The organism is Luteirhabdus pelagi (assembly GCF_016827595.1).
GTDB classification, from domain to species: domain Bacteria; phylum Bacteroidota; class Bacteroidia; order Flavobacteriales; family Flavobacteriaceae; genus Luteirhabdus; species Luteirhabdus pelagi.
In genome coordinates this window covers 65,648-79,064 of sequence record NZ_JAECMS010000003.1, presented here as the reverse complement: position 1 = coordinate 79,064, position 13,417 = coordinate 65,648, and the positions used below count along the sequence as shown (strand labels likewise).

14 protein-coding genes are annotated in these 13,417 nt (G+C 41.1%); 11 read left to right on the top strand and 3 right to left on the bottom strand.

From position 1 onward, the window contains the following. The first annotated feature begins 46 nt into the window (after nt 1-46). From serC to I4Q58_RS09550, 7 genes are all read left to right on the top strand, one after another. The gene (serC, locus tag I4Q58_RS09580) at nt 47-1,114 is read left to right on the top strand and encodes a 3-phosphoserine/phosphohydroxythreonine transaminase (protein WP_203295655.1); all 1,068 of its coding nucleotides are present in this window, start codon (nt 47-49) and stop codon (nt 1,112-1,114) included. A 39-nt stretch (nt 1,115-1,153) separates the two neighbouring features. Then, entirely contained in the window at nt 1,154-2,116 is a 963-nt protein-coding gene (locus tag I4Q58_RS09575) for a D-2-hydroxyacid dehydrogenase (RefSeq protein WP_203295654.1), read from the top strand. A 36-nt stretch (nt 2,117-2,152) separates the two neighbouring features. Further along, entirely contained in the window at nt 2,153-2,785 is a 633-nt protein-coding gene (locus I4Q58_RS09570; protein ID WP_203295653.1) for a DUF937 domain-containing protein, read from the top strand. Between the two features lie 115 nt (nt 2,786-2,900). Beyond that, nucleotides 2,901-3,323 carry a DUF6146 family protein gene (locus I4Q58_RS09565; protein ID WP_203295652.1) on the top strand — a complete coding sequence of 141 codons (423 nt, stop codon included), beginning with the start codon at nt 2,901-2,903 and terminating at the stop codon, nt 3,321-3,323. After that, nucleotides 3,320-3,622 carry a DUF6787 family protein gene (locus tag I4Q58_RS09560; RefSeq protein WP_203295651.1) on the top strand — a complete coding sequence of 101 codons (303 nt, stop codon included), beginning with the start codon at nt 3,320-3,322 and terminating at the stop codon, nt 3,620-3,622. Before I4Q58_RS09565 ends, I4Q58_RS09560 begins: the two co-directional genes overlap by 4 nt. Nucleotide 3,623: 1 nt before the next feature. Further along, entirely contained in the window at nt 3,624-3,953 is a 330-nt protein-coding gene (locus I4Q58_RS09555; RefSeq protein WP_203295650.1) for a hypothetical protein, read from the top strand. A gap of 40 nt (nt 3,954-3,993) precedes the next feature. Then, a complete protein-coding gene (locus I4Q58_RS09550) occupies nt 3,994-6,285 on the top strand; it encodes a TonB-dependent receptor (protein WP_203295649.1) in 2,292 nt (763 codons plus the stop codon). A 56-nt stretch (nt 6,286-6,341) separates the two neighbouring features. Here the strand turns inward: I4Q58_RS09550 and I4Q58_RS09545 are convergent, their stop codons facing one another. Genes I4Q58_RS09545 through msrA form a run of 3 tightly spaced genes read right to left on the bottom strand, consistent with a single transcriptional unit; the run spans nt 6,342 to nt 7,843 of the window. Continuing rightward, nucleotides 6,342-6,650, bottom strand: a complete 309-nt coding sequence (locus tag I4Q58_RS09545; RefSeq protein WP_203295648.1) for a hypothetical protein — start codon at nt 6,648-6,650, stop codon at nt 6,342-6,344. A 48-nt stretch (nt 6,651-6,698) separates the two neighbouring features. Then, nucleotides 6,699-7,298, bottom strand: a complete 600-nt coding sequence (folE, locus tag I4Q58_RS09540) for a GTP cyclohydrolase I FolE (protein ID WP_203295647.1) — start codon at nt 7,296-7,298, stop codon at nt 6,699-6,701. Between the two features lie 5 nt (nt 7,299-7,303). Beyond that, the gene (gene msrA, locus I4Q58_RS09535) at nt 7,304-7,843 is read right to left on the bottom strand and encodes a peptide-methionine (S)-S-oxide reductase MsrA (protein WP_203295646.1); all 540 of its coding nucleotides are present in this window, start codon (nt 7,841-7,843) and stop codon (nt 7,304-7,306) included. A 134-nt stretch (nt 7,844-7,977) separates the two neighbouring features. Here msrA and I4Q58_RS09530 point away from each other — a divergent pair, with 134 nt between their 5' ends. The 4 genes from I4Q58_RS09530 to I4Q58_RS09515 all read left to right on the top strand — a co-directional run bounded on the left by I4Q58_RS09530 (nt 7,978) and on the right by I4Q58_RS09515 (nt 13,355). Beyond that, nucleotides 7,978-10,404 carry a DUF5916 domain-containing protein gene (locus tag I4Q58_RS09530; RefSeq protein WP_203295645.1) on the top strand — a complete coding sequence of 809 codons (2,427 nt, stop codon included), beginning with the start codon at nt 7,978-7,980 and terminating at the stop codon, nt 10,402-10,404. Between the two features lie 41 nt (nt 10,405-10,445). Beyond that, entirely contained in the window at nt 10,446-11,120 is a 675-nt protein-coding gene (locus I4Q58_RS09525; protein WP_203295644.1) for an ABC transporter ATP-binding protein, read from the top strand. 151 nt (nt 11,121-11,271) lie between these two features. Then, on the top strand, nt 11,272-12,039 hold the full coding sequence (locus tag I4Q58_RS09520) for a TIGR02757 family protein (RefSeq protein ID WP_203295643.1): 768 nt from the start codon (nt 11,272-11,274) through the stop codon (nt 12,037-12,039). A gap of 110 nt (nt 12,040-12,149) precedes the next feature. Continuing rightward, nucleotides 12,150-13,355 (top strand): sensor histidine kinase, encoded by a 1,206-nt coding sequence (locus I4Q58_RS09515; RefSeq protein WP_203295642.1) that lies wholly within the window; start codon nt 12,150-12,152, stop codon nt 13,353-13,355. Nucleotides 13,356-13,417 lie beyond the last annotated feature (62 nt).

Below are 13,417 nucleotides of genomic sequence, written 5' to 3'. Positions count from 1 at the left end.
AACCGCACATATTTAGCATCTTTGTACTTTTCTAACCCATGCCACTATGAAAAAACACAATTTTAGCGCCGGTCCCTGCATTTTACCGCAAAGCGTCTTTCAGAAAGCCTCGGAAGCAGTCCTCAATTTTAATGGTATCGATTTATCCATTTTGGAAATCTCACACCGAAGCAAGGATTTTGTTGAAGTCATGGAGAAAGCGCAAGCATTGGCGTTAGAACATCTCCAGCTGGAAAATAAAGGATATAAAGCACTCTTTCTACAAGGAGGTGCCAGTATGCAGTTTTTGATGGCTGCCTATAACTTGTTAGAGAAGAAAGCTGCTTATTTGAATACAGGAACATGGAGTTCAAAGGCAATAAAGGAAGCAAAGTTATTTGGAGAATTGGTTGAAGTAGCGTCATCTAAAGACCAAAATTTCAATTATATACCAAAAAATTATTCGATTCCTTCAGATGCCGATTACTTTCACTGTACTAGTAATAACACCATTTTTGGAACACAGATGAAATCGTTTCCAGAAACTGATATTCCGCTAGTTTGTGATATGAGCAGTGATATCTTTTCAAGAGAGTTGGATTTTTCGAAATTCGATTTGATTTATGCCGGTGCCCAAAAGAATATGGGACCTGCTGGAACAACCTTGGTAGTGGTAAAAGAAGAAATATTAGGAAAGGTGTCTCGACAGATTCCATCTATGTTAGACTACCAAGTACACATTGGTAAGGACAGTATGTTCAACACTCCTGCCGTATTTTCGGTATATGTAAGCATGTTAACCCTAAAGTGGCTAAAGGATCAAGGTGGAATTAAAGCAATTCAAAAAAAGAATGAAGAAAAAGCTGCGCTGATTTATAGGGAGATAGACAGAAATCCATTGTTTACAGGCTTTGTAGCGAATAAAGAAGATCGTTCTACGATGAACGCTACTTTTAATCTAACAGATGAAAGTCTTTCCGAAACCTTCAACAACTTGTGGAAAGATGCTGGGGTTAATGGCCTGAACGGTCATAGAAGCGTTGGTGGGTACCGTGCTTCCATGTATAATGCCCTTCCGATAGAAAGTGTTCAAGTGGTGGTAGATACCATGCGGGAATTGGAAAAAAGAGCCTAACCAAAATAATTCAATAGAAATAGTAAAAAGATCAGTACAATGAAAGTATTAGCAAACGATGGTGTTTCGCAAAGTGGAATCGAAGCCTTGAAGAAGGCTGGTTTCGAAGTGATAACAACCAAGGTTGCCCAAGAGCAATTAACCCAATATATCCAAAAACATGAAATTGATGTGCTTTTAGTACGCAGTGCGACCAAGGTTCGCAAAGAACTCATCGATGCTTGTCCTAGTCTGAAGATCATCGGACGTGGTGGCGTGGGAATGGATAATATTGATGTGAAATATGCTCGCGAGAAAGGGTTGAAGGTTATTAACACCCCTTCTGCATCCTCTTCATCCGTGGCCGAATTAGTGTTTGCCCATCTTTTTGGAGGTGTACGTTTTCTATACGATAGTAATCGAAACATGCCGTTGGAAGGTGAAAGTCGCTTCAAGGAATTGAAAAAGAGCTATGCTGGCGGACGCGAATTACGTGGTAAAACCCTCGGTATTATTGGTTTTGGGCGTATCGGACGCGAAGTAGCGAAAATAGCATTAGGGTGCGGAATGAAGGTAATTGCTAGCGATAACGAAGTTGGGGAAGCAGATATTACCCTCGATTTTTATGATGGACAAAAAATTACGCTTCAAATTAAGACGGAACCAGTTTCAGAATTGATCAAACACAGCGACTTTATCACGCTTCACGTTCCTGCACAAAAAGACTACATCATTGGAAAGGAAGAAATTCAAAAAATGAAGGATGGTGCTGCCATTATCAACGCTGCTCGTGGCGGAGTAATCGATGAAGACGCCCTGCTGAAGGCATTGGAAAACGGAAAGCTTTCCTTTGCAGCATTGGATACCTTTGAAGAAGAGCCACAACCCGCTGTAAAAGTACTGATGAATGGTAAACTCTCCCTAAGTCCTCATATTGGAGCCGCTACACATGAGGCTCAGGATCGTATCGGACTGGAACTTGCCGATCAGATAATTGACACTTTACAGCCAGCGCAATCCTAAAATAGCGTAACTTACACCAACTTAAAGCATAACGAAATGGAAGGTATCTTAGAATTATTAAACAGTGAAACGGGACGCCAGATTATTAATGGCGTTAGCAATGAAACCAAACAGCCGGCCGATAAAACGGCGTCTGTACTCTCTATGGGATTGCCCATTCTAATGGGTGCCATGAAGCGAAATGTAAACAAAGGCGGTGCTGCAGGATTGTTGGGTGCTTTGGATAATAAGCATGATGGCGATATCCTTAACAACCTTGGTGGTTTATTTAGTGGTGGTGTGAATGAAGACGTAAAAGCGGATGGACTGGGTATTTTAGGCCATGTATTGGGTGGTTCACAAAACAATGTAGCCAGTGCGCTTTCCAAAAAATCCGGGATGGATGTAAACTCGGTAATGCAAATCCTTCAAGTAGCAGCTCCTATCCTATTGGGATATCTCGGAAAGAAAAAGCGAGAACAGAATGTAGCTTCTGAAAATGGTCTTGACGGTTTGTTAGGTGGCTTGATGGGCGGTAATGGCGGATCGCAGCAGAAGCAGCAATCCCTAATCGAAACATTGTTGGATGGCGATGGCGATGGAAGTGTAATCGATGATGTAGCGGGAATGGTTCTTGGTGGAAAAAAAGGCGGCATTGGAGGTATGTTGGGTGGCCTTTTCGGTCGATAAGCCTTTCTTGAAAAAAGTAACAAAGCGTTTATCGTACGGTAAGCGCTTTTTTTATGGGTGTTAAAAGCAAACTGTCTTCCCTTCTGTTTTCGTATTTTTGTAAAAAGTAATTGTTATGAAATATATCCTCATATTACTCACAATTGCATTAGCCGTTTACAGTTGCGATAGCAGTAAAACCGCAATGCAAGGCAAAAATGACTCCGGAGTGGCTAAAGGCGATACGATTCGTATTGCGAATGATAGCTTGGAGTATGAGATCATTATTATTGAGCCTGGATTTAACGCCTGGTTGGTTACGCAGCCACCGCGAGGTTTTTACGGCCAAACGTATTTGGAGAATAAGAACAGACTTTTTGTTCAAGAATATAATTATAGAGTTAGAAATCCCTTCAGGTTTTCTCCGCAACTGTACCCACAGGAAATCAATTACGAATTAAATATCGATTATGGGTATGAAGTTAACTACCTACTCTTCAATTATTTTAGGTATTTCATGCAAGAATACAATCAACGTTTTCCAGGAAGCAGGCAATGAAGAAATTAAAGGAACGCTGGGATATCGAATCTAATTGGCGTCTTACCGTAGTGTTTATTGTATTCGCAGTAACGGGAAGTACTTCTGCTAAATTTGCGGGTCCCGTAACCGATTTGATAGGAATTCACGAAGAAATGGGTTTGTATATCTATTGGCCAATCCGTTTGTTGGTGATTTTTCCAGTCTATCAAGTATTATTGGTTTCTTTTGGATGGCTTTTTGGTGAATTCGAATTTTTTTGGAACTTTGAGAAAAAGATGCTGAAGCTGATGGGACTTTCCTTTCTGGTTTCTGAATAAGATGAATAGACTACTAAACCATATTGCCTCTATCCTTTCAACCCTTGTGTTGATAGGTGTTTTGATGCTACCTACAGCTGTTCAGTTTACCCATCTTTTTGAACATCATGAACACAGGGTCTGTACTATTAGTTCCGTGCACCTTCACGAGAAGGAAGTAGACTGCTCCATTCTTCACTTTAAGTTTTCGAGCTACGATTATACATTTACTTCTTTCACCATAACGAAATGGGAAAATAACTGGCCCCAGTCGTTTGTATTCAACGAAATACAGTATGAAAAGGAAACGCCTCGCCTTTTCCATCTTCGGGCACCGCCCACCATTGGATAGTTTTTCGGAAATCTTTTTTTAAACTATTCAATACTTCAATATGAAAATATATATTATCGGGGTATGGCTCATGGTTATGGGAGTCAGCACCCTAGCACAAAATACCCTTTCGGGAACTATAACCGATTCAGATAACAATCCCTTACCCGCTTCAGTATATATTCCGCAGCTGGAAATTGGAACCGTTGCAGAAATGGATGGTAGCTATACACTTGCTGCGATTCCGAATGGATCCTATGCCGTGGTATATTCTTTTTTAGGCTTTGCTTCCTTCTCTGAAACTATTTCCTTTTCATCTACCGGTGTAACGCGAAATGTGACATTAGAAGAAAGTGCGGTGGAAATGGAGGAGGTTATTATATCAACTCCCTTTCATAAGCTCCAAAGCGAAAACGTAATGCGTGTAGAGCGTATTTCGATCGAAGAACTCCAACAATCTGGTGCTCCTACCCTTTCGGAAAATCTAACTAAAATCCCCGGTGTCGAAAGTGTTAGTACTGGAGCGGGTATTGGAAAACCCGTTATTCGGGGCCTTAGTTCCAACCGCGTCCTGACCTATACCCAAGGTGTTCGCTTGGAAAACCAGCAGTTTGGCGATGAGCATGGACTAGGAATTAATCAGGCAGGAGTTTCCAGTGTTGAAATCATTAAAGGACCTGCCTCCCTGCTCTACGGAAGTGATGCATTAGGTGGCGTATTGTACATTGCGCCAGAACGTTTTGCAGATGAGGGAATCGTCGATGGCGATATTAGCAGTCAATATTTCACTAATACTGAAGGATATGGTATAAATGGAGGTGTTAAAGGCTCCGGGAAGCGTTGGAAATATCTCACCCGGGCCTCTTATGCCGAACACTCCGATTATGCGATTGGAGATGAAGCTACGCAAGTGACCAATACGCGTTTTAATGAAACCGATTTTAAAACGGGAATCCGGTATCAAAACGGAATGTTGAAATCGACACTTCGTTATAACTTCAACCAGAGCAATATCGGACTTCCAGAGGAAATTGGCATTCAAACCGATGAAACCAAACCAATGCTACCCTATCAGCAAATCGACAACCACATTTTGAGTTTGGAGAATACTTTGTTTTTCGAAAATTCGAGTTTGGATATTACGGTAGGGTATCTTTTCAACGATCGCCGTGAGTTTGAAGACCACCACCATCATGAGGAAGAACATGGAGATGAAAGTCATGAAGGTGAAGAAGACGAGCACGATGAGCATGAGGAGGAAGAGGAGATAGTCGATCCCGCTCTTCAACTTCATCTAAACACGCTAAATTATACCGTTAAATATAATTTCCCGAATTGGGGAAAATTTGAAACCATTGTCGGTGTACAAGGAATGTTTCAGCAAAATGACAACTTAGGAGAAGAAATCCTTATTCCTGATGCCAGGACAACAGATGTAGGAATTATGGGTACTACACATTTCCATGAGGATTGGATCGATCTGCAGGCAGGGCTGCGATATGATGTCCGTTCAATTGAAAGTGAAATGATGGGAAACCCTGCCGACTTCGGGTTTATTGCGCCGTTAGATCGTGATTTCAACAGTTTTAATGCGGCATTGGGTGCAAAATTTAATTTTACTGAAACCTTACTGGTACGTGTGAACATAGCGAGTGGATTTCGCGCGCCAAACTTAGCTGAATTAACCTCGAATGGCACTCATGAAGGAACCAATCGTTATGAAATAGGGAACCCAAACCTCTCGAATGAGCAAAATATTCAAACAGATTTGTCCTTGGAGTTCGGAAATGAACATTTAGAGCTGTATGCTAACGGTTTCTATAATTATGTTAGCGATTTTATCTTTCTTTTCCCAACGGGTGAAGCTATTGATGAAGACCCTGTTTTTGTCTATCGGCAACAAGACAGTAAACTTTATGGTGGTGAAGTGGGGCTTCATTTACATCCACATCCATTAGATTGGCTTCATGTTGAAAGCAGTTTCGAAACCGTAACTGGCACATTAGATAACGGAGATTATCTACCCCTGATTCCGGCGAATACGCTGCGAAACACCCTTCGCATCAATTTTAATGATGGAAAATTTTTGAAGTCAAATCAATGGTTCTTTACGCTTCAAAATGTATTCGACAAAGAAAATGTAAGTGCGTTTGAAACAAGAACAGGTGGTTATGCATTGGTAAGCACTGGTGCCAACACGACTTTCTCGTTAAACGAAATAGAAATGCAACTTGGGGTCACGGCTACCAATTTACTCGATAAGCGGTATATCGCACATCTATCTAGGTTGAAGCCAGATGGCATTCCGAATATGGGACGAAATATTTTATTCCGGGCTAAGGTTCAATTCTAAAATTAAAACCCCCGAACTGTTTAAATTCGGGGGTTTTAATTTAAATCCTTTTATGATTAGTCTTCTACTTCCACTTCAATCGTTTGTGGTACGGGACTTTTCTTGCCTTGCCATACATAGGTATAAAGCCACATTAGAGTAAACGTCGGTACCATATCGGTAATCGGTAGAATTTCTTCAATAAATACTACGATAGAAGCTACCTTACCTTGTTCACCTTCATACATATCCCGCATTTTCTTTGCGGCATAGGGAGCCCATAGAATATCGAGAAAAGGTCCAATTACAGGAATAAAACTAGATGCCATTCCTATTAAATCGTAAACGACCCCTTTCCGAAGTGCTGTATATTTTGAATATTTCATGTTCATGCTATTTGGTTCACCCATTATAACGCAAGAATGCTGCCAAAATTACGCTAAGTCACTACTGATCAGTTTTAAGAACTCATTTCGGGTTTCAATCTTTTCAAATTGCCCTCGAAATCCTGATGTTGTGGTTACGCTATTTTGTTTTTGAACCCCGCGCATCATCATACACATATGCGCTGCTTCAATTACAACCGCAACGCCTGTAGGCTTCAACGTATCATTGATGCATTCCAAGATATTATGGGTTAATCGCTCCTGTACCTGTAACCTTCTCGCAAAAACATCCACTACTCTTGGTAATTTGCTCAATCCGACAATATGACCGTTGGGTATATAAGCAATATGTGCTTTTCCAAAGAACGGCAACATATGGTGTTCGCAAAGCGAATACAGTTCGATATCCTTCACCACTACCATATCATGATAGTCTTCAGCAAACATGGCGCCTTTCAAAATCTCGGCAGGATCTTGATGATAACCAGAAGTTAGGAACTGCATCGCCTTGGCCGCGCGTAACGGCGTTTTTTCGATTCCTTCCCTGCTAACATCTTCTCCCAATCCTGTAATAATATTTGAAAAATGCCCCTGTAAGTCTTTGGTAAGTTTTTCAGGGTAATGCTCTTCTTGGAAATAATTAGTCATAAGTGCTATTTGAGTTTATCGGAATAATACGTTCGTAGCTTTTTGAGTTTCGGTTCTATAATAAATTGGCAATACGGTTGCGAGGTATGTTGATTGTAAAAATCGTGATGCTCGGTTTCAGCTTCGTAAAATGCGGTGAATGCAGCTATTTCCGTTACTATTGGGTTATCAAACACCTTTTCTTTTTCAAGGATTTCTACAAACGATTCAATCTGCTCCCTTTGTTCTTCCGAAGTATAATAAATAGCACTTCGATACTGCGTTCCCACATCATTTCCCTGTTTGTTTAAAGTGGTAGGATCATGTGTGCCAAAAAACACTTCTAACAATTCAGCCAGTTGTATTTTCTCCTCATCATAAATTACCTTTACTGCTTCTGCATGGCCTGTTCGACCTGTTATCACTTCTCGATAGGCTGGATTTTTAATCGTACCACCAGAGAACCCAGGCACGACCTCTTTTACCCCATCCAAGCGTTGAAAGACAGCTTCTGTACACCAAAAACAGCCGCCGGCAAATATTAATTGTTTTATATTTTTATTCATATCTTAAACAAAGTTACGGGTTTAGCAGCCGAAGTAGTTTTTTGCTCCTTTCATTTTAACATTAAATTAGTAAATACAAGCAGTGATACTAGTAGTTTTGTCGCGTCAATTTTTCAACTTCCAACGAACACCAAATGTTTTTTAAGAACAGCCTCTATCTCTTTTTTTTGGTAGGAATTATTTCCTTTGGTCAATCTGAAAGATCCCTAACCGCCATCCGAACGGAGAATCCCCCAGTCATCGACGGACTTTTAAACGATGAAGTGTGGGTAGGCATGCAAGGTAGTGAAGGATTTTTTATGTACGAGCCAGGGAACGAAGGAACCATTTCCGAAGCGTACACCACAAAGGTAAAGTTGGCCTACGATGATAATGCAGTGTATGTGGCAGCATATATGGCACACCCCTACCCTTCGGAAATTAAGCGTCAGTTTTCACAGCGAGATGATGTTTTTGTTCAGGCCGATCATTTTGCCGTTGCATTGAATACTTATAACGATGGCATTAATGAAACGCGATTTTTTGTAACTAGCGCTGGAGCCATAGGCGATTCGAAAGTGAGTTTGGGTCGACAGGATTTTAGTTACGATGTAGTTTTCGATGCGCGGATATCTTTCGATGACAAAGGTTGGTATGCCGAATATAAGATACCGTATAATGCCTTACGCTTTCCCGAAACGGAAGTACAGGATTGGAGTGTAAACTTTTATCGTCGGTTAATTAATGAAAATGAAACGCACACCTGGAGCTTTATCGATCGTTCCCAGGCTCGTGAAACACAATACAATGGTGAAGTGTTGGGAGTGAAAGGAATTAATCCTCCTATTCGTTTAAGCTTCTTTCCCTTCGGACAAGCAACTGTATCGAATTTCGATGGTGAAACGGATGCCGAGATTAGCGCCGGAATGGACCTGAAATATGGATTGAGCGATAGTTTTACGCTGGACGCAACCTTAGTGCCCGATTTTGGCCAGGCAGCTTTCGATAACGTTCGATTGAATTTAGGGCCTTTTGAACAGACATTTGGTGAAAACCGACAGTTCTTTATTGAAGGTACCGAACTTTTTGATCGTGGCGGATTGTTTTTCTCTAGGCGTATCGGTAACGGACCTTCCTACACTCCTTCCGATAAATTGCGCGACAATGAAATCATTTCAAACACACCCGAAAAGGTGAATTTGTTGAATGCGTTGAAGATTTCCGGTAGAACCAAAAATGAACTTGGCCTCGGCTTCTTAAATGCCATCACCGAACAAACCTACGTTACCATTCGCGATACCCTTACCGGGGAAAGACGCAAGGTGTTGGCGGAACCTGTGGCGAATTATAATATTGTGGTAATGGACCAGCAGTTCAACAAGAATTCATCTATTTCACTAGTGAATACAAATGTTATCAGGGATGGCGGTTTTCGCGATGCAAATGCCTCGGCTTTCGTTTTCAATGTTACCGACACCGAAAACCGATATAATGTATCCGGACGCGCATTGATGAGCTATGTAAATCCGAAAGCTGAAAATAGTTATTTGGGCTTTCGGTCAGAATTCGACCTTTCACGCATCAAGGGAAATTTCCGTTGGCGCATCGGTCACGACTTTGCCAATACCACGTTCGACATAAATGACCTTGGATTGGTCTTTCGTAACAATTTCAACGATTTTGTAGCAGGTATTTCCTACGAAACTTTTGAGCCGACCAAACGTTTTAATAAAATGCGCTTTACGCTAACCGGACGGCATCAACGCCTCTATAAGCCTAATGTGAAGACAGCAAATATTTTGGAAACTAGCGTTTTCTTTGTGAAACCTTCTCGATTCGCATTCGGAGGAAATATGAATTACGTCAGCGATAATGATGATTATTTTGAACCTCGGATTCCAGGTCGTTTCGTAACCTTCAACCAAAATCTTGGCGGTCGTGTGTGGGTTTCATCCGATTATAGGCGAAAGTTTGCTTATGACGCCGGTATTGGATATCGTTCCTATTTTGAAGATCCGCAGCGGGATGTGTTTTTCGATATCTCCCCGCGTTTTCGATTTTCCAATAATCTTTTGGTGATATGGCGGAGCGATTTTTCATTTCGAAACAAAAACTTTGGGTATATAGACGATGATGGTGAAAACGTATTTTTGGGACAGCGAAACGTTTCAGAAATTGAAAACAGCGTAACGGCAAGCTACAACTTCGATGCGTTTAAGGCATTGGATTTACGTTTCCGGAATTTTTGGAGTGCAGCCGATTATCGAGAAGAAACGTTCTTCATTCTGAAGGAGGACGGAACACGCGATCTGTTTGCGTACGATACTTCAGAGAATGATCCCAATCGAAACTTCAACATTTGGAACTTGGATATAAGCTTCCGTTGGCGATTCGCGCCAGGTAGTGAAGCAACCTTGCTGTACCGAAATCAGCTTTTCAACCAAGATAATGCTTCCGAATTGGCCTACAGTGAAAGCTTGGAGCAATTGTTTAAACAACCGATGCAAAACACACTATCGCTACGGATTACCTATTTCTTGGATGTAAGTACCGTTCGCTCGATATTTCAGACAACAAGTTAAGTTTAATTGAGTAGTTTTGCGTGATGTAAAAAAGAATGGGAATGATTCGCGCCAATAATATCCACAAATACTACGACGACCTTCACGTGTTGAAAGGAGTTCACCTCGATGTTCAACAGAAGGAAATCGTTTCTATCGTGGGCGCTTCTGGGGCGGGAAAAACAACCCTGCTTCAAATTCTGGGCACCTTGGATTCTTTTGAAAAAAGTTCGGGAAGTCTTCATATAAACAATACAAACATTTCAGAATTGAAGGGAAAGGAATTGGCGAAGTTCAGAAACGAGAATCTTGGCTTTATCTTTCAATTTCACCAACTATTACCTGAATTTACTGCCATAGAGAATATCTGTATTCCAGCCTTTATCAAAAAAACGCCCAAACAAAAAGCCGAAAAACGCGCAAAGGAACTGTTATCCTTCTTAGGACTCTCCCATCGGGGATCGCATAAGCCGAATGAGCTTTCTGGCGGCGAACAACAGCGTGTTGCCGTTGCAAGGGCATTGATTAACAACCCATCCATTATTTTGGCGGACGAGCCTAGCGGAAACCTCGATACCGAAAGCGCAGAAAATCTTCACAATCTATTCTTCAAGTTGCGAGATGAATTTGGTCAGACCTTCGTTATCGTAACGCACAATGAGGAACTAGCCGATATGGCCGATCGTAAACTCGAAATGCAAGACGGTATCATCATTGGACAAAAGGAACTGGTTTAATATTATTGATAAATCTTGATTTTAAAATCTAGAAAGTCTCCCCTTGAGAGCCTGTCCCGCTCGGTAAGCGGGAGGAAATTTAGAGGGGTGTAATTAATCGGAAAGAATTTTAACAAAATTAAGTTGCGCCCCCACACTAAAAATAAGAAGCATGACCAAAACGGAATTGAAGGAATTTTTGGATGAAAAGGCCGCCTACTATAATCGACCAAAATTTCTAGAAACCGATCCCATACGGATTCCGCACCGCTTCACCCATAAAGAGGATATCGAAATTGCTGGCTTTCTAACGGCAACTATCGCTTGGGGCAATCGTAAGAGCATTATCAATAATGCGACCTCACTGATGGAGCGGATGGGTAATAGTCCGTATGACTTCATTTTATCGCATTCCGAAGAAGAATTGGAACGTGCCATGAATGGCTTCGTACATCGAACTTTTAATGAAACGGATGCTAAGTACTTCATTAAAGCACTGAAAAATATCTATCTAAAACATGGTGGAATGGAAGCTGTTTTTGCTTCTGATGCAACTGATAGTACACTTCAAACGGCTATCCATTCCTTTAAAAAGGTATTTTTCGAATTGCCACACGAAAAACGTACTGAAAAACATGTAAGCGATCCGCTTAAGGGCTCGGCAGCGAAACGCATTAATATGTTTTTACGGTGGATGGTAAGAAACGATAACAAGGGTGTCGATTTCGGTATTTGGAAACAGCTCTCCCCTTCCCAGCTTTCTTGTCCGTTGGACGTTCACAGCGGGAATGTCGCCAGAAAGCTTAAGCTATTGAAAAAAAAGCAAAACGATGCCAAAGCCCTTCAGGAACTAGATCGCTCCTTACGGAAATTAGATCCGTTAGACCCTGTAAAATATGACTTTGCGTTATTCGGATTAGGCGTTTTTGAAAATTTCTAAAGGAAAAGCTCCGATTTACCCAATAAGCTGTTGTAGTGCAGTTTTCATTTATTATCTTTAAAAATTATTAATCAACTAAACGGCGTTTACCGCCATAGGAGAATTTTTTATTGAAAGCACCAGGTATCCCTGCTAATGAGCAGGAACGACTTGAAGCCGTACGCCAATATAATCTTTTGGATACGTTGCCGGAACAGGATTTCGATACTATTACGAACCTGACGGCAAGTATTTGCGATACGCCTATATCTTTGGTCACTCTTTTGGATAGCGACCGAAACTTCCTGAAATCGCATTACGGGGTTCCGTTTAACGAGTCGCCACGCGATATTTCCTTTTGTGGTCACGCCATTTTGAGTACGGACGATATTTTTATTGTTGAAGATGCTCGAAAGGACGATCGCTTTCATGATAATCCGCTGGTAGCTGAACACAACGCTATTTTTTATGCCGGTGTGCCACTGATCAATGCTGACGGCTATCCGTTGGGAACATTATGTGTTTTCGATACCGTACCACGTAAATTGACGGAAAAGCAGAAGGAATCGCTATTGGCATTGGCCCGACAAACCATGAATTTGTTCGAGCTGCGAAAGCAGAATATCGATTTGAAGGAACTGCAGGAAGAGTTGAAGTTTCGCAATAATGAGTTAAAGAACTTTGCTGGAGTTGTTTCGCATGATATGAAAATGCCGTTGGCAAATATGATCGTGACGGCTGATATTTTAAAGAAGAAGTACAGTTCAGAATTGGATGAACAGGCAGCGGAATATATTTCCTATTTAAAAGATTCTTCCTTCACCTTAAGTGAATATATTGAAGGCTTGTTGCAGCATTACGAAAGCGAAAGAACAGCTTCCAAACAATATGAGAAGTTCGATATTCAGCAGCTTTTAGAGGAAATTGTCGAGTTGTTGAACATCAATTTAGATTGTGAAATCCATTTTCCTGAAGAAAACATTGAAATCGTTTGCAACCGCGTGGCGTTAGAGCAGATTTTCCTGAATCTAATCGGCAATAGCTTGAAATATAATGATAAGGATAAGATTGAAATCGTAATCGACTGTAAACGAAAAGATAATCTCTATGAATTTACCATTCAGGATAACGGAATGGGCATTCCCGAAGACAAAATAAACGATATTTTCAATCTATTTTCAACCGTTGGAAATCTTGACAGGCATGGTAAAAAAGGAAATGGAATCGGATTATCTACTGTAAAGCGCATCATCAATAACTTAGGAGGCACCATTGAAGTAGATTCGACCGTTGGGCAAGGCACTACCTTTACCTTCACTATTTTACAGCAGTCCTGACCAATTCAATATAAGAATACCTTCCCTTCCTCGTTTATATTGAAGTTCATTTCATATCTTTG